Source organism: Streptomyces sp. YS-3, assembly GCF_045257485.1.
Classification (GTDB): Bacteria; Actinomycetota; Actinomycetes; order Streptomycetales; family Streptomycetaceae; genus Streptomyces.
This window is the reverse complement of the sequence record NZ_JBJHPC010000061.1, coordinates 1-20339: the sequence shown is the minus strand read 5'-3', so window position 1 is coordinate 20339 and position 20339 is coordinate 1. Positions and strand designations below refer to the sequence as shown.

Here is a 20339-nt window from a genome sequence, read left to right as displayed (position 1 = left end):
GGCCGGCGCGTCAGGGGTGAGCCGTGACCGCGCGGCCTCACGGCCTCATGGGCGGCCGAGGAAGGCGAGGGCGCGCCGGGTGAGCAGCGCCGCCGCCTCCTCCTCGTACGAAGGCAGACCGCTGTCGGCGAAGAGGTGCTCCTTGCCGGGGTAGAGGAACAGCTCGGCGTCCGGAGCCGACTCCACCAGGGCACGGGCCGCGTCCACGTCCCCCTCGTCCACGAAGAACTCGTCCGCGTCCATCCCGTGTATCTGGACCGGAACCCCCTGCGGCCACGCGTCGCCGAACTCCGTGACCGGGACGCAGGAGTGGAACAGCAGCGCCCCCCGCGCCCCCGGCCGGGTCTGGGCGAGGGCCTGCGCGGGCAGCACGCCGAGCGAGAAGCCCGCGTAGACCAGCTCGGCGGGGAGGTGCTCGGCGGCTGCCCGGCCCCGCTCGACGAACGAGCCGAAGCCCTTCTCCTGCGCGTAGGCCGCACCGTCCGCCAGGTCGTCGAAGACCCGGCCGTCATACAGATCCGGGACGTGGACGGTGTGCCCGGCCGCCCTGAGCGACTCGGCGAAGGCGAGGACGCCGGAGGTCAGGCCCTGCGCGTGGTGGAACAGCAATACCTCGGCCATGTCTGTCCTTTCGGGCACGGAACGCGGGCGGCTCCCGCGGCACCGAGTATGGACGCGGGCACTGACAATCCGCCGTCGCCCCGGTCGGCCGCCGCCGGGCCGCCGGCCGTCACGTCAGCCCACGGGCTGGGGGCGCAGAGAGGGCCGGGACGGCTGGGACGGCTGGGAGGGCCCGGGCGCGCCGGGGGTCGGAGCGGTCAGGGTGCCGGCTCCCGGCGGGACGGTAACCGCCGCGAAGATCGCGTCCTGCTGAGCCTGGAGCTCCCGGGCCCGCTCGGCGCTCGTGGTGGGCAGCCGCTGCTCCTCGTACAGCTTGTGCGTGGCCTCCTGGGCGTACTTGCTCGCCGGAGTATGGAACTGCACCTCGAAGAGGTGCCGCGAACGCGGGGCACGCCAGCCCGAGTTGATGGCCTTGTAACCCTTGGCATGGGCCCAGGTGTTGGACCACTTGGTGGTGTCGTTGCCCCATGCGGACAGCGCGGAGGCGGCGAGCGCGACGCCCTTCGTGTAGCGGCTGTCGGGCCACTGCAACGTGTAGCGGACCGAGTCACTGATCCCGGCCAGCGCGTCGTTCACGGGCTGCCCCGGGTGCTCCAGCAGTGAGGTGGCGACCTTGCGCTTGAGCGAGTCGGGGGACTTGAGGCGGTGGTCGAACCCGATCAGCTCGGCGCCGCTGAGCAGCGCGGCCGTCCGCACCTCGGGGCTGATGGAACGTTCGGCGTTCCTGGCCCGCTCGATGAACGCGTCGACCTGGGCGTTGTCGGCGGCGTTGAGCGAGAGCCCGTCACCGCTCCAGCTACCCCCCTCCTTGAATACGGGGGCGGTGGATCCGGGGGCGGTCCCGGAGGCGGGGGCGGCGACCGTACGGCCCGTTCCCGCACGCTCGGCCGGGGAGCGGAGGCCGCGGCCTGGACCGAGCCCATGCCCAGTGCCGCGGCCAGCGCGGCGGCGGTCGCGGCCCGTGAAACGGTACGACTGATGTTCATCGGTACCCGGTGTTCCTCTCTCGGCTTCGGCCGTCCGCCGCCCGGGGGAGATCCCGGGTAGCGGACGGCCTCTGACGAGAGGCACAACAGGAGGAAGCGGCGGCGAGTTGTCACCCGGGCCCCGGCTGGGTGAATGCTGTCCTGATCACACCGCGGGACGGCTTGATCGTGGCAGGGCCCCGGCGGGTAGTGCCGGGGCTCAGCGGCAGACGGCGGTGACGTGCCGGTAGAGCGCCTCGTGTCCCTCGCCCGCCGGATGCAGACCGTCGACGAGCAGGTCGCTCCTGCCGTGCAGCGGCTCCCACATGTCGACGTAGTCGACGTGGTTGCGCCGGCACCAGGTCCGTACCGACTCGCGCAGCTCCAGCGCCCGGGCCTCGGTGAAGCGCAGGCCCCCGTAGTCCCGGGTCCGTTCCTCGTCGAGCCACACCGGTCCCAGGACGACGAGCCGGGCGTTGTGCGCGAGGGCGGTGGCGGCGAGGGCGTCGAGGCTGTCCGCGAGGTGCGCCGGGCCGTCGTCGTGGGCGGGCGGCGCGGGGGAGAGGGACACGGCCGAGTCGTTGATGCCGGCGGCGACCAGCAGGGTGTCCGGCAGGCGCGGACCCAGCAGCGCCGGTGTCTGCTCGCTGACCTCGGCCAGGGTGCTGCCCGGGATGGCCAGGTTGAAGACCCGGTGGTCGGCCTCGTTCGCGGCGATGTGGCTCGCGGCCAGCCGTGCCGCCCACCCTCCCCGCGGATCGCAGCGCCCGTACGCGATGCTGTCGCCCACGATCACGATGCGCGCCGCCGGGCGCAGCGGCCTCGCGTCCAGGTACGCCCAGGCGCTCTCCCCGGAGGAGAGGAGGACGCGACGACGGGTGTAGTCGTCGACCTCGTAGGCGTCGGCCGCGGCGAGGTCCTGTTCGGTGAGGCGCAGGACCGCACCCTCGACCACGGCGCCGTACGCGCGCTCCAGGGTGAGATGGACGTCCAGACCGCTGGTGGCGATCACGGACGGGACGGTGATCGGCAGCGGCCGGGTGGTGTAGCCGCGCAGCGACGCGGCGGCCGTAGGCACGGCCCGTCCGAACAGGGCGGTCTGCACCCGCTCGTCCCTCAGCGTGCCGAAGGAGAAGAGGGCGTGGGGGCGTGAGGCGGTCACGGTGGGGTGCGGGGCCTTTCTCGACGGGTTGATCAACATCAACCCTAGTGTTCTCCCGACCCGCCAGGTGAGCCTCGATACGGGCGTCGAGAAGAGCCGAGAAGAGCCGGAAGAGCCCCGAAGAGCCCTCCCACCGCCCTTTCACCCGCACGTCGTCATCGCTTCACGTATCCGTCCCCCCACGGCCGGTCCACGGCCCGCACACTGACCACCAGTCCGCGCGCGAACGGTGACGAGAACCGGCCACGGTGCTGCGACCGGGCGCGTCAACCCGATCCCGCCCCTTCGCCCAAGGACACCAGGCCCGTGCCCGAACCCGTCACCCTCCACGGCCGCACCCTCCGGCTCGAACCGCTCGCCGAACACCACGTCGAGGCCTTGGCCCTGGCCGCCGCCGAGGACCGCGGCAGTTATGTGTTCACCCCCGTGCCCCACGGGGTCGAGGCGACGCGGCGGTATGTCGCGGACGCGCTGACGGCAGCGGCCACGGGGCGGGCCCTGCCGTTCGTCACCGTCAGGGCCGTGGACGGGCTGGTCGTGGGTTCCACGCGCTTCTGCGAGCTGGACTACTGGCAGGGCCCCGTGCCCTGGCCGCCGGCCCCGCGCGGACCGCTGGGCCCGGTGGCCACGGCGATCCCCGACGCGACGGAGATCGGCGGCACCTGGCTCTCGGGCCGCGCCCAGGGCACCGGTATCAACACCGAGGCCAAACTGCTGATGCTGCGGCACGCCTTCGAGACCTGGGGGGTGCGGCGTGTGTCCCTGCGCGCCGACGCCCGCAACCTGCGCTCCCGGGCCGCCATCGAACGCCTCGGCGCGACCCTCGACGGCGTCCACCGGGCCCACTCGCGCGGTCTGGACGGCAAGGTCCGTGGTACGGCCTTCTACTCCATCCTTGACGAGGAGTGGCCGAGGGTCCGCGAACGGCTCGAAGAGCGCGTCGGCGCGTGGCCGAGCCCGACGGACGTACGCTCCCTCATCCCGGCGTGAGGGCGGGCGCGCGCCGAAAACGGTTTGACGCCGGAGGCCGTTCGCCGGTCGGATGGCGCACCATGAGCACAGCGCGCACGCATCCCGGTCCCCACCCCGCCGACGAGGCGCTGGTACGGCGGTTGGTCGCCGGGCGGTTCCCGCGGTGGGCGGGGCTTCCGGTGGCGCGGTTCCCTTCCGGCGGGACCGTCAACGCCGTGTACCGGCTGGGCGAGGACATGGTGGTACGGCTGCCGCTGGAGCAGGGCGGGGCCGAGGACGTGGTGAGTGAGCAGACGTGGCTGCCCCGGCTCGCGCCGCTGCTGCCCACGGCCGTCCCCGAGGTGCTGGGGGCCGGGGAGCCGACCGAGGAGTTCGCCCGGGCGTGGTCGGTGTACCGGTGGCTGGAGGGGGAGCACCCCGAGGCGGGCGCCCTGGAACAACCCGTTGCGCTGGCCGAGGACTTGGCCGGGTTCGTGGCGGCGATGCGGAGCATCACCCTGCCGGGCGCGCCGGCGGCGTACCGCGGCGGGCCGCTCGCCTCGCTCGACACGTCCACCCGGGAGGCGATCGAGGAGCTGCGCCGCATCCCCGGGGAAGGTGTCGACTGCGACGCCGTGCTCGCCGTGTGGGAGGACGCGCTGCGGGCCCCCGGCTGGGACGGTCCGCCGGTGTGGCTGCACGCCGATCTGATGCCCGGCAATCTGCTCGTGGACGGCGGCCGGCTCACCTCGGTGATCGACTTCGGGTGCATGGGCGTGGGCGACCCGGCGTGCGACCTCTTCCCCGCCTGGAACCTGCTGCCCGCCGACGCCCGGAAGGTCTTCCGCGACGCGCTCGGCGTGGACGACGCGACGTGGAGGCGCGGCCGGGGGCGCACCCTGTCCCAGGCGCTGATCGCGCTGCCGGACCACCGCACGGCCAACCCGGCGATGGCGGCCAACGCCCGGCACGTCATCCGGGCGGTGCTGGACGAGAGCTGAGAGCCCCCCCGCCGGTGCTCCCGTGACGCCAAACCGCCCTACACAGACGGGGCGTTGGCGTCCGCCTTGCTCCGGTGGGCCAGCCGGTCCGCCGCCCGGCGGCCCCGGCTCTCCAGCGGCAGTACCCCGGTCGCCGCGGCCAGACCGAAGGGCGGCATGTCCGCGTAGATCGACTCGTACGATCCCTCGGCCACGATGTACGCCTCGTGCCACAGCCCCACGTGCCCGCGCACCTTCCCCTCGCGCTCCTTGCCGTTGAGGATCGCCCACGCCCGGTGGTGGAGCAGCTCGGGGGCGTGGGCGTAGGCGTACAGCTTCTCCTTCGACTCCCAGTACTGGACCACGTAGTACGTACGCGGTGACCCGGTCAGCAGCACACGGCCGAGCAGTCCGCGACTGCCGTCCTTGGCCAGCGCGTTCAGCTGCCGGAGCATCGAAACGAACACCGGCACCCACTGGTGGACGGCCCAGAAGTGGTTGATGCGCATGCCGATGAGGAAGACCACCGCGTCCCCTTCGACGGCCGCGGTGGTGCGGCCCGGGATCGGCTTGGCGAACATGGCGCCTCCAAAGACCTTGTTGGATAACGGAGTTATCCATACCTCGGTCCTTGGATAATGGCGTTGTCCGAGGAGAGGTGCAAGGGATGCGGCTGGCGGAATTGAGCGAGCGGAGCGGTGTCTCCCCGTCGATGATCAAGTACTACCTGCGGCAGGGCATGCTGGCGCCGGGCCGCAAGGTCGGCGCGACGACTGCCGAGTACGGCGAGGGCCATCTGCGCCGGCTGCGTCTCGTGCGGGCGCTGGTCGAGGTCGGACGGCTGCCGGTGGCGACGGCCAAGGAGGTGCTCGGGCACATCGACGACGACTCGCTGGGCCGGACCATCCGCCTGGGCGCGGCGCTGTGGGCCCTGCCGCACGGGCCGGACCCCGACGAGTCCGACGAATCCGTGGTCGCCGCCCGCCAGGAGGTCGACCGGCTGCTGGAGAAGGTGGGCTGGGGGACCGCCCGGGAGCTGGGCAGTCTCTCCCCCGACCACCGCGAGCTGGTGGTCGCGGTGGCCACGCTGCGGCGCCTGGGCTACGACTGGGACGCCGAGCTGATGGAGCCGTACGCCGAGCTGATGTACCAAGTGGCCGTCCGCGACCTGGACTTCGTGGAGTCCCAGCCCTCCGACGCGGAGAAGGCCGAGACCGCGGTGGCGGCCACGATCCTCTTCGAGCCGGTGCTGCGGGCGCTCCAGCGCCTCGCCCAGGCGGAGGAGTCGGCCCGGCGGTACGGGTTGTAGAGCACCCGTGGGGTGGGGCGGCCGGCGCGCCCCACCCCGTTCACATCAGCGCTGCACCGACGAGAAGTTGTCGAGTTGGACCCAGGTGACCGGGTCCGAGGCCTGCGGGCCGTAGACCATGACGCGGCCCGCCGTGTCGGCCTCGACACGGGTGGCGTTGACGCCGAGGTGGTTGTTGCGCGGGCAGACACCCCGGGTCGTCTTCGGCGGACGGATGGTCGCCGGGAGGGTGCCGAGCTGTGCGTCACCGGAGAAGTTGCAGGTGACGACGCCGCGCAGCTGGAGGAATTCGGTGCCCGCGATGCTCACCACCCGGGCCTGCGCGGGCGTGCCCGCGCTCGCGGAGACGCCCGCGGCGAGCGCGATGTCCGTCCAGTCCACGACCGTCTGGACGCCGGTGGCGGCAGCGGCGGCGGGCGCGGCGGCGAGCAGCGGCACACCGACGGCGGCGGTCGGGACCGCGAGGGCCGTGGCGAGCAGGGAACGGCGGCTGGTGGCGCGCGAGGGCATGGTCGATCCTCCGGATCGCGAAAGGTGGTGAGGGCGGAAGGGATCCGGCGCGGTCATCGCCAGGCGGCCGAGAAGCAGTCGAGGTCGATCCAGGAGATCGCGTTGTCCGCGGTGGCGCCGAAGGCCCACAGCTCGCCCAGCTTGTTCGCCTCGACCCGGCACACCCCGACCCCGTAGTACATGTTGCGCGGGGTGTTCTGGCGTACGGGCCGGGTGGGGAAGAGCCGCTGCGGGAGCGTCGCGACGAGGGTGTCGGCGGTGAAACTGCCGGAGAGCGTGCCGCGCAGCTGGAGGTAGGTGGTGTCGGCGAGGGCGACCAGCCGGCCGCGCGGGGCCTCGGCGCCCGCCTTGACACCGGCGGCGAGAGTGAGGTTCTCCCAGTCGGTCAGCACCTTCACGCCGTCGACGGCCGGCTGCGTCGGGTACCAGCCGATGGTGACGTTGCGCCGCCCGGTGGTCCCGGGGACGGTGTCGCTGAAGCCGAACAGCAGTCGCGTCTCACCGGAACCGGGGTCCACCTCGACGGCCAGTCCCTCCGGCTCGCGCCGCTCCAGACCGTCGGCGCCGGTCACTACCTGCGAGTCGATCCTCGCCCGGGTGTCCAGGGAGTACGAGGTGATGTACGCGGTCCCCGGATAGGTCGTGGTCGGGTCCTTCTTCCACTGGTAGACGTAGAGGACGCTCCCCAGGGTGGTGTACCCCTGGAAGGTGAGCCCCGTCTCCGCTCCCGCCGGCAGCTCGAAGGTACTGCCCACCTCCACCCACTCGCCCCGCGCCGCCTTCGCCAGGTCGTAGCGGGTGAAGCAGCGCACGCTGCCCTTGAAGTAGACGATCGTCAGGGTGTTGTTGGCCAGATCCACCGACGGGCCGGTGCTGCGTCCGCCCGGCGGGCAGAACTTCTGCGCGGCGGGCACGTCGGCCTGGTCGAGCGTGGCCCCGTCGACGAAGCGGAACCGGGTGACGGCCTGACCGAAGGCGTTGCTGACGCCGTCGTTGGGGGAGACCGGACCGACCTCGGTCCACAGGTAGGTGTCCGTCCCGACCGGCTCGGCCCCCATCGAGATCCCGTGCCCGAAGCCGGTGAGGTACATGCTGCCCGTCAGCCGGCCGGTGGTCCGGTCGATGCGGTTGAGGTACATGTTCCCGAGCGGCGTCTTGGCGGCGCTCTCCATCTGGAGCACGAAGACGTGTCCGTTGGCGGCGTCGGTGGCGATCGCCTGCGGAGCGGGGTTCTTCGTCAGTGCGACGGTCTGGATGAGCTTGCCCGTCACTCCGGACAGATTGATGCCGTTTATGTCGGTAATGGCCATGGGTTCCCCTTCTGTGGGACGCGATCCCGCCCCACCGACCGAGATCGTACGCATGTGCCACACCCGAAAACGCACCGGAGCGGTGCGCTGCCGTGGGTCACACGGCGGCGCACCGCTCCTGGGGGGCCGGAGAGTTCCGGCAGGTCACCCGCCCCGCGACCGGGGCATCGGCGTCGGCGTCATCAGCGGCGCGCGCCCTTCCCGCCCTTGCCGCCCTTTCCTCCCTTGTCGGGCTCCCCGCGCTGGTTGGTGAGCCGGATGGTGACGCCCTGGGCGGCGTTGGCCGCGGTCACCTGGTGGGGGCCGCTGACCGGGTTCCTGGGCAGGACATACCCTTCGGGCACGGCCGTCTCCTGGATGTAGTAGGTGCCGAGGGGCAGATCCGTGAAGTGGCACTTCCCCGAGGCGCCGGTCGCGCAGCCGGGGCCCACCGGGGTGTCGGGGTGGGCGCCCGCAGTCTGGAGCCCGGTGACCCGGTTGGTCTCGTGCCACAGCCGGAACACCGCCCCCGGCAGCGGCCTGCCGGTCTGGGCGTCGCTCTTGTCGACGGTGAGGGACCCCTCGGGTACGACGTGCCGGTGGTTGGCCGCGGTCACGGACACACCCTGTGAGGCGTTCTCCTCCGTCAGGACCAGGGGCCCGAAGTGAGCGGGGGCGGGCAGGTCATAGCCTTGCGGGGCCCTGGTCTCCAGCCAGTAGTACGTCCCCGGCGGCACGGTGTGAACACACACCCCGGTCCCGTCGGTCGTGCACGCCTCGCCCCGCCGGGTGTCCGGACGGGTGCCCGACGTCTGCAGCCCCTCGGTGCCGTTGGTCTCCTCCCACAGCTCGAAGACGGCTCCGGCGAGCGGCCGGCCCGTGGCCTGGTCCGTCTTGTGGACCCGCACCTCGCCCTCGACGGGCGCGGTGCCGCAGTCGGGCAGGTCCCCGTCGAAGGGGTAGTTGTGGAACTCCTGGCCACCGCCGCCCGAGGGCGGGCTGGTGTGCGTGAGCGAACCGGTCGTGAAGAAGCGCCCGTTGATGCCGGGCAGACTCACCGTCGCCAGGGACCCCTGGTTGCCGATGAGCACACTGCCCTGGAACTGGCCGGTGCCCTTGAAGGCGACGGAGGCCGCGTCGGGGATGTTCCAGAGCAGCCGGGTGCGCAGACGGTTGAACGGACTGGAGTCGTCGATGGTGCCGCTGTAGGTGTTGATGGTCCGGTGTTCCCCCACCACGTTGACCAGCACGGTCGCCCCGGCCGGGATGCGTGCGAAGCGGATGCCCTCCTGGCCGCCGCTCGCGCTCTGCATGTCGAAGTCGACGGTGAACACCTGGAGCATGGAGGTGCCGTCACCGGTGAACAGGGTCTCGCCGCCGCGGTGGACGGCCGTCCCGGTGGGGGTGCGGGTTGCTCCGCCGGGGTGGGCGTAGCACTGGCTGGCGTCGGTGAGCTGACCACGCAGCTCGGTGTACGGCTCGGCCGCGTCCGCGTCGTGGACGGTGCGCCGGGCCAGGACGGTCCCGGTGACGGTGCCCGCGTGCCGTACGACGCCCTGCTCGGCGAGCAGCCGCTGCCCGGCCGCGACGGTGACGTCGCCGCCGGTGGTCAGCCAGTCCGCGCCGACCGGCGGGGCGACCCGTGAGCCGACCCCGGCCTCGCCCACGTTGTAGACACCGCTGACGCCCGCGGCCTTGTGCTGGTCGAAGGAGCCGAGCACGACCACCCGTCCCTCGGCCTCGGCGGCCTTCTCCCGTACGCGGAAGTCACCGCCGACGTAGACGTTGACGCCGTTGTCGCGCCACCGGATCGCGCCGTTGTGGACGGGCGGATAGCCGTCGGGCGGGCAGAGCCCCGGCACGCACGGGCCGAGCCCGCCGGGCAGCGGCTGTGCGGTCAGGGCGGTTTCCGGGGCCGCCCGCCCGCCGGGCAGGGCCGCCGCCGTCGCGGGCAGAGCGGTCAGGCAGAGCGCGACCGCGGTCAGCAGGGGACTGAGGGATCCCGCGCCGGGACGGGCCAGAGGGAGTCGGAACACCGGAACAACCAGCTCCTCAAAAGTGCGTCGGTCCCCCCTCGGCGGCCAGGCTCACACACCCCTCCCGCCGGCCGGGCGACCGGGGGAGTGTCGTGGACGAAGACCACCGCAAAGGACCATCGCCACCCCCAACCGGCGGCCCGGGGCCCACGCGTCCGCCTACTCGTCGTCCCAAGCCATCGAGCTCATCCTCCAGCCCTCTGGGGTACGGACGAACTGGGTGGTCTTGCGGCCGGAGCCCTCGAACCACTGGCCGTCGAGGAAGCCGGACTTGCGGTACTCGCTGAAGCGGTGCGCGATCGAACCGAAGACCTCGGTCCGCTCCGCCACCTCCCACTCCGAGAACTCCGTCAGCGTCCCGTCGCTGAGGATCCGCTCGCGGGGTTCGATGAACGCGTCGACATCGTGGACCACGAGCTTGTCCCCGACGTTGTTGATGATCATTCCCTGCGGGATGAACACCTCGCGGACCACCTCGACGCGCGGCCGGGCGCCGCCGGTGTTGGTGAACGCCCCCAGGAAGGTGCGCATCAACTGGTCGAGCTCGGCTTTGACATCGGACACGGTTGTTCCTCCCGGAGGCGGTTGAGCGGCCGGCACCGATCGTCGCCCACCGCCGGTGTACCGACAAGGGCCGGGCGGGAGCACCCGGGGTTGGCACGCCGGTCGCGCTGAATTCGGCTGTGCGTCAACCGGAGCCCACCCGACATATACGATCATGGGCGTACGAGTCTCACGAAGGCCGGGGCGCTGACCAAGTCACCGGGGAACAGGGGTACTTCTCATATGGCTTCCATCACGATCAGGCGCTCGGCGACGACGCTCGCGGCCACCGTCGCGCTCATCGCCGGCAGCGCGGCGGGTGCCTCCGCCGCTCCGGGACCGGCCGAGCCGGATGTCGCCGCGGTGCGTACCGCTCTCCAGCGCGTGGTGGACGCGGGGGCGCCGGGCACCTTCGCGGTGATCCGCGACCACGGCGGGGCCGAGCGCAGCCGCACGGTGACGCTGGGCAAGGCGAACCTCGACGGCACCGCCATGAGCGCGAACTGGCGCTTCCGCGTCGGCAGCAACTCCAAGATGTTCACCTCGGTCCTGGTGATGCGCCTCGTCGAGCAGGGCCGCATCGACCTCGACCAGCCGCTGCGCCGCTACCTGCCCGCCGGGACGCTCCCCGACAGCTGGTCCATCACCGCCCGCCAGGTCATGGAGCACCGCGCCGGTGTGTACGACCACACCAACGACCTCCTCGAACAGAGCGGGGAGGAGACCACCGCGGCCTTCGAGAAGCGCATCCGCAACAACGTCTACGAGCCCAGGGACCTCGTGGCGATGTCGGTGAAGCACGGCCTGCAGTACACCCCGGGGACGGCGTACTCGTACTCGAACACCGACTTCGTCCTGATGGGACTGGCCGCCGAGCACCTCACCGGGCGTCCCTACGCCGAGCTGCTGCGGGAGCAGATCTTCGAGCCGCTGAAGCTGCGTCAGACGACGTTCGCCGTACCGGAGAAGACCATCGCGGGCCCGCACGTCACCGGCTATCTGACCAACGACGACCGCGCCAAGCCGCTGCTGGACTCGACCGAGCAGACCGCGTCCTGGGTCTGGAGCGCGGGAGGCGTGGTCTCCTCCGCCCGCGACATGGACCGCTTCATGACCGCGCTGCTCGCCGGGAACTCCGGCGGGCTGGTCTCCGACGAGTCGGTGCGCCAGATGACGAGCGTGCTCCCCACCCCCACCGCGAAGATCAGCTACGGCCTGGGGATCCGGGAGATCGCGCTCTCCTGCGGCAAGGTGCTCGGCCACGGCGGAATCGTCCAGGGCTACCAGACGCAGACGTTCTCCACCCGCGACGGCAAGCGCACGGTCGTGCTCTTCGCCAACGCCTCCAACAACGGCACGGTCACCAGCGGTCTGACGAACACGCTGGAGCCCGCGTTCTGCGGCAAGGTACCGGCCAAGGCCGCTCCCGCGCCCCGCGGCTCGCTGACCGGCGACGGGAACGCGGACCGGCACACCGACCGCTGGATCCCGACCGTCGAGGACACCCGTATCTGAGGTGACCCCGCGCGAAGGCGCCCGCCACCGCTGACGGTGGCGGGCGCCTTCGTGTATCCGCCCGCCCCGTGCGCGGGTACGCGCGTCAGCTCGCGGGCCAGTTCCGCAGCAGCGCGTCCAGAGCGTCCAGGACCCGCGTCCACGTCTCCTGGGTGTCGGGGGCGCTGTGGCTGAAGCCGCCGCCGAGCTCCAGGGTGATGTAGCCGTGGAAGACGCTGCCGAGCAGCCGGACCGCGTGTGTCTGGTCCGGTTCGCTCAGGTCGTAGCCGCGCAGGACGGCCCGGGTCATCTGCGCGTGCCTGCCTCCGGCGCTGACGGCCGCCGCCTCGGGGGTGAGCCGGAGCTGCGCCGCGGCGTAGCGGCCGGGGTGCTCGCGCGCGTAGTCGCGGTAGACGTTCGCCAGCGCCGACAGCGCGTCCTTTCCCGCCCGTCCGGCCAGTGCCGCGGCGCCCCGGTCGGCGAGCTCCTCCAGGGCCAGCAGCGCGATCCGGGTCCTGAGGTCCTGGGAGTTCTTGACGTGGGAGTACAGACTCGCGACCTTGACGTCGAACTGCCTGGCCAGCGCCGAGACGGTCACCTGGTCGAAGCCGACCTCGTCGGCCAGCTCCGCCCCGGCCCGGGTCAGCCGTTCCGTGCTCAGGCCCACACGCCCCATGGTCTTCCTCTCCTCGACAGGCACCCCCGACTGAAACGATTATGCGTTTGCCTAACACCTTTAGGCAAACTAGCCTCACCTTTATGAAGCAGCTGACCGAGCAAGAGATCCGCGCCGCCTTCGTGAACTGCACCAAGGGCGAGGCCAAGCGCCTGGCCGTGCCCCGCGACCTGGCCGACCACCCCTGGGACGATCTGGACTACCTGGGCTGGCGAGATCCCCAGGCCCCCGGCCGCGCCTATCTCGTCACCGAGCTGGCGGGCACCCCCAGGGCGCTGGTGCTGCGCAGCCCCGGCCACACCTCCGGGCAGGGGCGGCGCAGCATGTGCTCGATATGCCTGACGACCCACGACGGCAACGTCTCCCTGATGGTCGCCCCGAAGGCGGGCAAGGCCGGACAGCAGGGGAACTCGGTGGGTGTCTACCTCTGCGACGACCTCGCCTGCTCGCTGTATGTACGGGGCAGGAGGGACGCGGGCGTCGGGGCGCGGCTCCACGAGACGATCACGCTGGAGGAGAAGATCCACCGGGTCGTGGAGAACCTCGCCGCTTTCCTCGCCAAGGTGACCGAGGCCTGACGGCCGGGACGTGCCTCCTTCGGGCGAACTCCGCGACGCTGCCCGAACGATGAGGGCGAACCGGAGCGTCTCCGTCGGCTTCCGGCCGCCCCGGACGGGGCCGACGGTGGCCGGGACGCGCGTGTTGCGCCGGTGTGTGCCCCCGGACGCCACCCGGAATGACGCGATGCGTACGCCGGACGACCGCTTCGGGGGTGAAAAGGGGCACCAATGGCACCCGCCCCGACGGCATTTGTCGCCGGATTTCCGGAACGTTGAACGGGCGGAAGTGGCCACAGTGTGGGAAATCAGTCGGTGCGCCCCAGGCCCGGTGGCCGCCGCGGGACGGGCCGCTTAGGATCACCGACGCGGCCGTGCACCGACGCACAGCCCGCGTGCCGCCCGAGGGCGACAGCAGAACCGCGGGGGAAGACGTGGGGGAGTGGACATGGTGACGCGGGAGCGCGTGGGCGCCGGTTCTTTATCGCCTTCGCCGATCGGCGGGATCAGGCATCTGCACACCCTGGGACCGACCGGCACCAATCTGGAAGCCGCGGCGCACGAGTGGCTGCGGCGCCAAGGACGGGACGACCGGGGGCGGGTGACGCTGCACGCGACCCTCGAATCCGCCATGGAGACCGTGCCCAGGGACGGCGAGCACGCCCTCGTCGCCTGTGCCGTCTACCCCGAACTGCACACCCTGGTCTTCGGCAACCTCCAGGTTTGCCGCATGGTGGACTCCTTCGTGTGGCCCACCCACGAGATGGTGCTCGCCGTGGCCCCCGGCGCGCACGCCGAGCCGCGCACCGTGGCCACCCACCCGGCCCCGGCGGGCCTCGTGTCACCGGCCGGCCGACGGCGGCTGGTGACCAGCAACGCCCAGGCGGCCATCGACTGCGCCGACGGCAGGACCGAGGGCTGTGTCACCACCGTGGTGGCCGCGAGGGCCCACGGCCTGCGCGTGCTGCACAGCTTCGGCGAGGTGCCGATGGTCTACACCGTGCACCATGTGCGGGAGGCCGCTTCGTGACCGCGGCCCTCGGCCCGCACCGCCTCCGGGACGACCTGCTCGGCGAGGCGGAACGGCTCGGCCGGGGCCTCCTGCCGCGGATCGACGCCTTCCGCACCCGCCAGGGCGACGACGGCACGGTCACGGAGCCGGGCGAGCAGGACCGTGCGAACCTCCTGGCCATCAGGGACGAGGCCGTGCGCTGGTTCGCCGGGCACGGCAGGACGGACCAGGCCGACGCCCTGGCCGCCGACATCGACGGCTGGCTGGCCGCAGGACTCGACACACCGCCGCACTTCGCCCGCTCCCGGGACGCCCTGACCGCCCCGGCCGACGGCGACTGGGCGGCCTTCCTCGCCCCCGTGCAGACCACCAACAGCGTTCCACCGGTCGGCAGGCGACTGGAGTTCTTCCTCGTCCGCCGCAAGGAGCCCGACGCGCTGCCCGAACTGGCCGTGCGCTATCCGCACCCCAAGAACAACTGCCAGGCCACCGTGCTCCTCGCCGGAAGCGAAGGGCTGACCAACGGCAACTGCATCGTCTTCTTCCCGGAGAACGTCGCGGCCCACGACAAGGTGGCCGAACAGGCCTACGCGTTCTTCTTCTTCAGCAAGTTCCGCAGGATCCACGAAACGTACGCGGTGCCCTCCGCGCGGGCGGTCCTCACCCCGGAATCCCTGCCGCGCGCCTCGACCGGCATGCACCCCGAGGTGTGTTACCAGGCCCGTTCCCTGTGGGGATATCTGCACGACTACTTCCACCACCAGGGGCAGTGGCCGCTGGACCAGCACATCAAACTCAAGATGAACTGGTTCATCGGTGTGCTGGAAGAGCTGAAGGTCGACGCCAGGACCGTGCTCGCCTGCCACGACGAGACCGTCCCGTACGCCCACGAGCAGATCGCCATGATCCTTCTGGAGCGGATGTTCCGCTACCCGCTCGACGCCCACGCGGTCCGCAACTTCGACGCGGGCACCGGCGTCTTCCTCTACTCGTGGCTGCGCGAGCGCCACGCCCTCGCCGACCACGGCAGCCGTCTGTCGCTCTCGTACGACGGCGTCATCGACGCGCTGCGCGAACTGGTCGACACGGTGGAGGCCATGGAAGCCTCGGCCACCACACCCGAGGAGTACCGCGCGGCGGCGAGGAAACTGGTCCGCACCCATCTGCGCGAGGGCGCCGACGGCGACCGGTACGCCTTCACGGCCGACCAGTCGAGGCTGGTGCGCGCCCAGGGCCGGCTGGCGACCCTTCCCCCGCCGCGCTTCGCACCGGCCGAACTGTGAACACCGCCGTGCGAGCGGGCCGTCGAGAGCCGTAAACGAGCAGCGAGGAGACGAGCGACATGGACAGCGACGCCACGGGTGACGAGGGCCGCGCGACCGGACGGGCGCTGGACCGCTCCGAGATGGAGGCAGCGGTACGGCTGTACTTCGAGGCCTGCAACAAGGTCGACCGCGACCTGTTCGCGCGGTGCCTCGCCGAGAACGTCGTGCACTACCTGGCCGTCGGCATGGCCGGCCCGATCGAGGGCATCGACCCGGTGGTGGAGCGCTGGGGCGCCGACGTACGCGCCAACGACTCCCACTGGGCCGTGGACGCCGTCCACGCCGACCCGCACAGCCGCACCGCGACCTGCGAGTGGACCGCCTTCAAACCGCGTCTGGGCAAGGTGCTGCGCGGGGCGGAGGTCTACCGCTTCGACGAGACGGGCCTGATCGACGAGATCCGCATCTACTACGCGTCCCGCCGTGACGACAGCGTCCCCGTCAACGAACTGGAGGGCTTCCCCTACGCGGACCGGGGGTTCGCCACATGAGCGAAGAGAGCACCACGAGCACCACGAGTGACGCGAGAGGTGCGCGGCCGACCGCCGCGCCGCCGCTCGACGACCGCGACGGCGCCATCTGGCTCGACGGCCGGCTCGTCCCCTGGCGCGAGGCCCGCCTGCACGTCCTCAGCCACGGGCTGCACTACGGCGGCAGCGTCTTCGAGGGCGAGCGCGTCTACGACGGCCGGGTCTTCGAACTCCACCGACACAGCCTCCGGCTCGTCGCCTCGGCCCGCGAGATGGGCTTCGCCCTGCCCTGGTCCGCGGACGAACTGGACGCGGCCACCCGGCAGATCGTGGACCTGGCGGGCCTGACCGAGGGCTATGTCCGCCCGGTCGCCTGGCGCGGCAGCGACACCCTGCGCCTGGTCGCCCCGGACCCCACGGTCCATGTGGCGATCGCGGCCTGGCCCTGGCCGCGGGTCTTCGCGTCCGGGCCGCGCGGAATCCGGCTGGCCACCTCGCGCTGGCGGCGCCCCGCACCCGACACCGCCCCGGTCCGCGCCAAGACGGCCGCCCTCTACGCCCTCGGCTCACTCGCCGGACAGGAGGCCGAAGCGACGGGCCACGACGACGCGCTGCTCCTCGACCACCGGGGCCGGCTGGCCGAGGCCACCGGCGCCAATCTGTTCCTGGTGATCGACGGCGCCCTGCACACCCCGCCACCGGAGTGCGTACTGGACGGCATCACCCGGCGCACCGTCCTCGCGCTCGCCCGCGGGCTCGGCCTGGAAGCCGTCGAGCGGCACATGGAACCGGCCGAACTGGCGCGTGCCGAGGAGGTCTTCCTGACCGGCACGGCGTACGAGGTCCAGCCGGTCACCGCCGTCGACACGCGGGAGTACCCGGTCGGCGCCGTCACGACCGCACTCGTACGGGCGTACGGGCGGGCCGTACGGGACGGCGGGGCTCCGGCCCCCACGGGCGGGGCCGCCACGGCCTCGGCGGGCGGGAGCGGATGACCGGCACCGAATCCGAATCCGCCCGCCCGGCCCCGTCCACCGGACGGCGCCGGGCCTGGGCGGCGGGAGCCAGAGCCGCCGTGCCGTTCACCGTTGCGATCTTCGCGTTCGGCATCTCCTTCGGCGTCCTTGCCAAGGGCGCGGGCTTCGGCGCGCTCGGCGCGACCTCCATGTCCGGTCTGGTCTTCGTGGGCTCCTCGCAGTTCGCCGCCGTCTCGGTGATCGCCAACGGGGGCGGCTGGGCCGCCGCGGCCGTGGCCGGCACCCTGCTGAACCTGCGCTACCTCGTGATGGGCTTCGCCATCCTGCCCGCGCTGCGCGGCGGCCGGGCCCGCCGGGCGGTCGAGTCCCAACTGGTCATCGAGGAGTCCTGGGCCATCGCCAGCGACGCGGACGGCCGCTTCGACCGGACCCGGCTGCTCTCCTCGGGCGTGGTGCTCTGGCTCGGCTGGGTCCTGGGCACGCTGCTGGGGGCGATCGGCCCGTTCAAGGCGGTGGACGTCCTCAACTACGGCCTGGACGCCGTCTCGCCGGTCCTGTTCTTCCTGCTGCTCGCGCCCCACCTCGGCACCGCCCGCAAACGGACGGCCGCCGCCACCGCGGCCGTGGGCGCGGCGGCCCTCACCGCGGCCGGGCTCCCGGACGCGGCCATCGCCGCGGCCTGTCTGATCGCCGTCGTATGGACGGCGCTGCCCATGACCCGCCCGGTGAAGGGGGCCCGGTGAGCAACGACCCGTGGATCGTCGTCGGCGCCCTGGTGGTGACCACCTTCCTCATCAAGGGCGCCGGATCGCTGGTGATGGGGGACCGCGAACTGCCCGCGTGGTTCCCCCGGTTCGTGGAGTACCTGACGCCCGCGCTGCTCGCCGTGCTCGTCGTCACCCAGCTCGTGGGCTCGGCCGGCGCGCACGGCATGACCTTCGATGCCCGGCTCGCCGGGTTCGCCGGAGCCCTGGTGGCGTGGCGGCTCAAGGCGCCCGTGCCCCTCGTCGTCCTGGTGGCCGCCGTGATCACCGCGCTGGTACGCGCCCTCGGCTGAGGTCCCCGCCGGTGCCGCGCACGGCGGCGGCGGCCTCCAGGGCCCGGGCGAGACCCGGCCCGTGTCCGGCGGCCCGGTGCATCCGCACGGCCCGCTCGGCCGCCTGAGCGGCCTTGGTGCGGTGGCCGAGCGCCAGATGGACCCATGCGAGTTCGGTGCGCGCCTCGCCCTCGACGAGCCTGAGCCCGGCCTGCGCGGCGGTGCTCAGGGCCCGCCGTGTGTACGCGAGGGCCTCACGGTTCTCGCCCAGGTGCCGGTGGGCCGCCGCCAGGCCCACACAGGCCGTGGCGTCCGCCCGAAGACACCCCGTCGCCCGAGCCGCGTCCAGGGCGCGCCGGTGGTGGTCGAGTGCGCCGGGTGCGTCGTCCAGGTGCAGCAGGACGGTGCCGACGGTGTTGAGGGCGTCCGGCTCGACCAGCCGGCGGTGGGTGCGGTGGGTGACGCTGAGCGCGTCCATGGCGTACTTGAGCGCGAGCCGGGGATCGCCGTTGTCGCGGCAGACGGCCGCCAGCGTGGTGAGCGCGCCCTCCGCCGCGTACGTGGACAGCAGTCTGCCCTGAGCGGCCAGCGCCCGGGTGAGCAGGCGCTGGGCCTCCTCCAGATCGCCCCGCGCGTGGTGGAGGCTGCCCAGCCCCCACAGCGACAGCATCACCGTGTGCTCGTCCCCCGAAGCCTCGGCGCGTTCGAGGGCCTCGGTGAAGAACGGCCCCGCCGCGCCCAGTCGGCCCCGGTCCAGGCGGAGCGAGCCGAGCAGGAACAGCGCCCACGCCTCCCCGGCGGGCTCACCGCCGTCGCGGTAGAGGGCCAGGGTGTGCTCGGCGTGGCGCTGGGCCTGGTCGAGGGCGCCCAGTTCGCGGTGGGAGGCGGCGAGCCCCAGTACGGCGCCGGCCCGCTCCACCGGCAGCCCGGCCCGGTCGAACAGGGCGTCGGCGCGGGCGCTGTGGCGCAGCGCCTCGTCGTGGCGGCCCAGCTCCCACAGGACGTAGCACAGGCTCCAGTGCATCACCGCGCGCGCGTGGTCGTCGTGTTCGGCGTCGGCGGCGCGCAGTCCCGTCTCCGCGGCGCGCAGCCAGGCGGTCCGCTGGCCGTGCTCCATCAGATGGCCGTGCGTGGCCAGCGCGGACTTCCAGGCGAAGGCGCGCGGACCGTGGCCCAAGGCGTACCGGGCGCAGGCCAGCAGGGCGGCCCGCTCGTCCTCCAGCCAGGACAGCGCCGCGGGCGGGCCGGTGAAGGTCAGCGGCGCGGTGGGGGAGCCGTCCGGCTCGGGCGGGGGCGCGGCGTACCAGGAGTAGAAGGTGCCGTACAGCAGATGCCCGGCCTGCTCGGCGGTCGCCAGATACCAGGTGAGCAGCCGGTCGACGGCCTCTTCCCGTAACGCCGTGTCGTCCTCGGCGCGGGCCCGTTCGCGGGCGAACAGGCGCACCAGGGCGTGCAGATGGAAGCGGCCGGGCCGGTGCGTCTGGAGCAGACTGCGCGCGACCAGCTGGTCCAGGAGCCGGACCGTGGCCGTCAGCGGAGCCCCCGCCAGCGCGGCGACGGCCGGGGCCGAGACCTCCGAGCCGGGGGTGAGGGAGAGCAGCCGCAGGAGCCGCCGCTCGGGTGCGGGCAGCGAGCGGTAGGACAGGGCGAGGGCGCTGCGGACACCGGTGTGCTGCTCCTGGTCGAGGGTCAGGTCGTCCAGACGGCGGTCCTCGCCGCGCAGCGTCCCGACCACCTCCGCGAGCGGCAGGTGCTGGTCGCCGATGAGGTGGGCGGCCACGATCCGCACGGCGAGCGGCAGGCCGCCGCAGAGCCGGACCGCCTCGGCCGCGGCCTCGGGTTCGCCGCGCACCCGGTCCGCGCCGATGACACGGGTGAGCAGCGCGAGCCCCTCCTCGTCGTTGAAGGCGGCCACGTTCACCCGGTGGGCGTCGTGGAACGCGGTGAGGCCGCGCAGGTCGTTGCGGCTGGTGACGACGACGAAGCAGCTCGGCGAGCCCGGCAGCAGCGGGCGCACCTGTTCGAGGCCGGCCGCGTCGTCCAGGAGGACCAGCATCCGTTTGCCGGCCAGCAGCGAGCGGTACAGGGCGGCCTTCTCGTCGGTGTTCTCCGGCAGGTGCCCGGCACCCACCCCCAGAGCCCGCAGCAGCTGGCCCAGGGCGTCGTCGGCCGTCGCCGGGGGCTCGTCGGCGTGGCCGCGCAGATTCGCGTACAGCTGTCCGTCGGGGAAGCGGTCGGCGGCCCGGTGCATCCAGTGCACGGCGAGGGCGGTCTTGCCGACGCCCGCCATGCCGGACAGCGAGGAGATCACCAGTGTCTGGCCGGGGCCGGTGGCGTACTGGGAGAGCAGCGCGTCCAGCTCGCGCAGATAGTCGGCGCGGCCGGTGAAGCTGCCCACGTCGGGCGGGAGTTGACGGGGGACCGGG

Annotated in this window: 21 protein-coding genes; 11 read left to right on the top strand and 10 right to left on the bottom strand. The window is 72.6% G+C overall.

All coding sequences use genetic code 11. The annotated features are described in order from the left end of the window. Nucleotides 1–45 precede the first annotated feature (45 nt). The 3 genes from ACJA3G_RS08625 to ACJA3G_RS08615 all read right to left on the bottom strand — a co-directional run bounded on the left by ACJA3G_RS08625 (nucleotide 46) and on the right by ACJA3G_RS08615 (nucleotide 2787). A complete protein-coding gene (locus ACJA3G_RS08625) occupies nucleotides 46–621 on the bottom strand; it encodes a dienelactone hydrolase family protein (RefSeq protein WP_406552296.1) in 576 nt (191 codons plus the stop codon). A gap of 114 nt (nucleotides 622–735) precedes the next feature. Beyond that, nucleotides 736–1317 (bottom strand): ATP nucleotide 3'-pyrophosphokinase, encoded by a 582-nt coding sequence (locus ACJA3G_RS08620; protein WP_406552295.1) that lies wholly within the window; start codon nucleotides 1315–1317, stop codon nucleotides 736–738. A 489-nt stretch (nucleotides 1318–1806) separates the two neighbouring features. Beyond that, complete coding sequence (locus ACJA3G_RS08615) at nucleotides 1807–2787, bottom strand: GDSL-type esterase/lipase family protein (RefSeq protein ID WP_406552294.1); 981 nt, start codon at nucleotides 2785–2787, stop codon at nucleotides 1807–1809. Between the two features lie 267 nt (nucleotides 2788–3054). Here ACJA3G_RS08615 and ACJA3G_RS08610 point away from each other — a divergent pair, with 267 nt between their 5' ends. Both ACJA3G_RS08610 and ACJA3G_RS08605 read left to right on the top strand, forming a co-directional pair. Beyond that, nucleotides 3055–3738, top strand: coding sequence for a GNAT family N-acetyltransferase (locus tag ACJA3G_RS08610; RefSeq protein ID WP_406552293.1), 684 nt, complete (start codon nucleotides 3055–3057; stop codon nucleotides 3736–3738). Nucleotides 3739–3800: 62 nt separating this feature from the next. Beyond that, on the top strand, nucleotides 3801–4700 hold the full coding sequence (locus ACJA3G_RS08605) for an aminoglycoside phosphotransferase family protein (RefSeq protein WP_406552292.1): 900 nt from the start codon (nucleotides 3801–3803) through the stop codon (nucleotides 4698–4700). Nucleotides 4701–4738: 38 nt separating this feature from the next. Here ACJA3G_RS08605 and ACJA3G_RS08600 read toward each other — a convergent pair whose 3' ends face one another. Further along, a complete protein-coding gene (locus ACJA3G_RS08600; protein WP_406552291.1) occupies nucleotides 4739–5260 on the bottom strand; it encodes a DUF4188 domain-containing protein in 522 nt (173 codons plus the stop codon). Nucleotides 5261–5346: 86 nt separating this feature from the next. Between ACJA3G_RS08600 and ACJA3G_RS08595 the strand changes: the two genes are divergently transcribed. Continuing rightward, complete coding sequence (locus ACJA3G_RS08595) at nucleotides 5347–5988, top strand: MerR family transcriptional regulator (RefSeq protein ID WP_406552290.1); 642 nt, start codon at nucleotides 5347–5349, stop codon at nucleotides 5986–5988. A gap of 45 nt (nucleotides 5989–6033) precedes the next feature. Here ACJA3G_RS08595 and ACJA3G_RS08590 read toward each other — a convergent pair whose 3' ends face one another. From ACJA3G_RS08590 to ACJA3G_RS08575, 4 genes are all read right to left on the bottom strand, one after another. Then, nucleotides 6034–6498 carry a hypothetical protein gene (locus ACJA3G_RS08590; RefSeq protein ID WP_406552289.1) on the bottom strand — a complete coding sequence of 155 codons (465 nt, stop codon included), beginning with the start codon at nucleotides 6496–6498 and terminating at the stop codon, nucleotides 6034–6036. A 53-nt stretch (nucleotides 6499–6551) separates the two neighbouring features. Beyond that, nucleotides 6552–7808: a hypothetical protein gene (locus ACJA3G_RS08585; RefSeq protein ID WP_406552288.1), complete on the bottom strand. Its 1257-nt coding sequence runs from the start codon at nucleotides 7806–7808 to the stop codon at nucleotides 6552–6554. A gap of 182 nt (nucleotides 7809–7990) precedes the next feature. Beyond that, nucleotides 7991–9823 (bottom strand): choice-of-anchor A family protein, encoded by a 1833-nt coding sequence (locus ACJA3G_RS08580; protein ID WP_406552287.1) that lies wholly within the window; start codon nucleotides 9821–9823, stop codon nucleotides 7991–7993. Nucleotides 9824–9982: 159 nt separating this feature from the next. Then, nucleotides 9983–10387 (bottom strand): DUF4440 domain-containing protein, encoded by a 405-nt coding sequence (locus ACJA3G_RS08575; protein WP_406552286.1) that lies wholly within the window; start codon nucleotides 10385–10387, stop codon nucleotides 9983–9985. A gap of 222 nt (nucleotides 10388–10609) precedes the next feature. Here ACJA3G_RS08575 and ACJA3G_RS08570 point away from each other — a divergent pair, with 222 nt between their 5' ends. Continuing rightward, nucleotides 10610–11881: a serine hydrolase domain-containing protein gene (locus tag ACJA3G_RS08570; RefSeq protein WP_406552285.1), complete on the top strand. Its 1272-nt coding sequence runs from the start codon at nucleotides 10610–10612 to the stop codon at nucleotides 11879–11881. A gap of 85 nt (nucleotides 11882–11966) precedes the next feature. On the opposite strand, the gene ACJA3G_RS08565 is transcribed toward ACJA3G_RS08570, so the two are convergent. Then, nucleotides 11967–12536, bottom strand: coding sequence for a TetR/AcrR family transcriptional regulator (locus tag ACJA3G_RS08565; RefSeq protein WP_406552284.1), 570 nt, complete (start codon nucleotides 12534–12536; stop codon nucleotides 11967–11969). 83 nt (nucleotides 12537–12619) lie between these two features. Between ACJA3G_RS08565 and ACJA3G_RS08560 the strand changes: the two genes are divergently transcribed. The 7 genes from ACJA3G_RS08560 to ACJA3G_RS08530 all read left to right on the top strand — a co-directional run bounded on the left by ACJA3G_RS08560 (nucleotide 12620) and on the right by ACJA3G_RS08530 (nucleotide 17934). Continuing rightward, complete coding sequence (locus ACJA3G_RS08560) at nucleotides 12620–13114, top strand: FBP domain-containing protein (RefSeq protein WP_406552283.1); 495 nt, start codon at nucleotides 12620–12622, stop codon at nucleotides 13112–13114. A gap of 427 nt (nucleotides 13115–13541) precedes the next feature. Continuing rightward, complete coding sequence (locus ACJA3G_RS08555; protein WP_406552282.1) at nucleotides 13542–14123, top strand: bacilysin biosynthesis protein BacA; 582 nt, start codon at nucleotides 13542–13544, stop codon at nucleotides 14121–14123. Continuing rightward, on the top strand, nucleotides 14120–15388 hold the full coding sequence (locus tag ACJA3G_RS08550; RefSeq protein WP_406552281.1) for a DUF6421 family protein: 1269 nt from the start codon (nucleotides 14120–14122) through the stop codon (nucleotides 15386–15388). The genes ACJA3G_RS08555 and ACJA3G_RS08550 overlap by 4 nt, the downstream gene beginning before the upstream one ends. 59 nt (nucleotides 15389–15447) lie before the next feature. Next, nucleotides 15448–15921 carry a nuclear transport factor 2 family protein gene (locus ACJA3G_RS08545; RefSeq protein ID WP_406552280.1) on the top strand — a complete coding sequence of 158 codons (474 nt, stop codon included), beginning with the start codon at nucleotides 15448–15450 and terminating at the stop codon, nucleotides 15919–15921. Next, nucleotides 15918–16895 carry a branched-chain amino acid transaminase gene (locus ACJA3G_RS08540; protein WP_406552279.1) on the top strand — a complete coding sequence of 326 codons (978 nt, stop codon included), beginning with the start codon at nucleotides 15918–15920 and terminating at the stop codon, nucleotides 16893–16895. The genes ACJA3G_RS08545 and ACJA3G_RS08540 overlap by 4 nt, the downstream gene beginning before the upstream one ends. After that, nucleotides 16892–17620, top strand: coding sequence for an AzlC family ABC transporter permease (locus tag ACJA3G_RS08535; protein ID WP_406552278.1), 729 nt, complete (start codon nucleotides 16892–16894; stop codon nucleotides 17618–17620). Before ACJA3G_RS08540 ends, ACJA3G_RS08535 begins: the two co-directional genes overlap by 4 nt. Continuing rightward, nucleotides 17617–17934, top strand: a complete 318-nt coding sequence (locus ACJA3G_RS08530; RefSeq protein ID WP_406552277.1) for an AzlD domain-containing protein — start codon at nucleotides 17617–17619, stop codon at nucleotides 17932–17934. Before ACJA3G_RS08535 ends, ACJA3G_RS08530 begins: the two co-directional genes overlap by 4 nt. Here ACJA3G_RS08530 and ACJA3G_RS08525 read toward each other — a convergent pair. Beyond that, nucleotides 17906–20339: ATP-binding protein (locus ACJA3G_RS08525; RefSeq protein WP_406552276.1), on the bottom strand; the 2434-nt coding region annotated here is incomplete at its 5' end. The genes ACJA3G_RS08530 and ACJA3G_RS08525 overlap by 29 nt on opposite strands.

Bases quoted from the DNA above. Each gene is read 5' to 3' on its own strand.
- ACJA3G_RS08625 (WP_406552296.1), bottom strand. From the start codon at position 621: ATGGCCGAGGTATTGCTGTTCCACCACGCGCAGGGCCTGACCTCCGGC.
- ACJA3G_RS08615 (WP_406552294.1), bottom strand. From the start codon at position 2,787: ATGTTGATCAACCCGTCGAGAAAGGCCCCGCACCCCACCGTGACCGCC.
- ACJA3G_RS08605 (WP_406552292.1), top strand. From the start codon at position 3,801: ATGAGCACAGCGCGCACGCATCCCGGTCCCCACCCCGCCGACGAGGCG.
- ACJA3G_RS08600 (WP_406552291.1), bottom strand. From the start codon at position 5,260: ATGTTCGCCAAGCCGATCCCGGGCCGCACCACCGCGGCCGTCGAAGGG.
- ACJA3G_RS08595 (WP_406552290.1), top strand. From the start codon at position 5,347: ATGCGGCTGGCGGAATTGAGCGAGCGGAGCGGTGTCTCCCCGTCGATG.
- ACJA3G_RS08590 (WP_406552289.1), bottom strand. From the start codon at position 6,498: ATGCCCTCGCGCGCCACCAGCCGCCGTTCCCTGCTCGCCACGGCCCTC.
- ACJA3G_RS08585 (WP_406552288.1), bottom strand. From the start codon at position 7,808: ATGGCCATTACCGACATAAACGGCATCAATCTGTCCGGAGTGACGGGC.
- ACJA3G_RS08570 (WP_406552285.1), top strand. From the start codon at position 10,610: ATGGCTTCCATCACGATCAGGCGCTCGGCGACGACGCTCGCGGCCACC.
- ACJA3G_RS08565 (WP_406552284.1), bottom strand. From the start codon at position 12,536: ATGGGGCGTGTGGGCCTGAGCACGGAACGGCTGACCCGGGCCGGGGCG.
- ACJA3G_RS08560 (WP_406552283.1), top strand. From the start codon at position 12,620: ATGAAGCAGCTGACCGAGCAAGAGATCCGCGCCGCCTTCGTGAACTGC.
- ACJA3G_RS08555 (WP_406552282.1), top strand. From the start codon at position 13,542: ATGGTGACGCGGGAGCGCGTGGGCGCCGGTTCTTTATCGCCTTCGCCG.
- ACJA3G_RS08545 (WP_406552280.1), top strand. From the start codon at position 15,448: ATGGACAGCGACGCCACGGGTGACGAGGGCCGCGCGACCGGACGGGCG.
- ACJA3G_RS08540 (WP_406552279.1), top strand. From the start codon at position 15,918: ATGAGCGAAGAGAGCACCACGAGCACCACGAGTGACGCGAGAGGTGCG.
- ACJA3G_RS08535 (WP_406552278.1), top strand. From the start codon at position 16,892: ATGACCGGCACCGAATCCGAATCCGCCCGCCCGGCCCCGTCCACCGGA.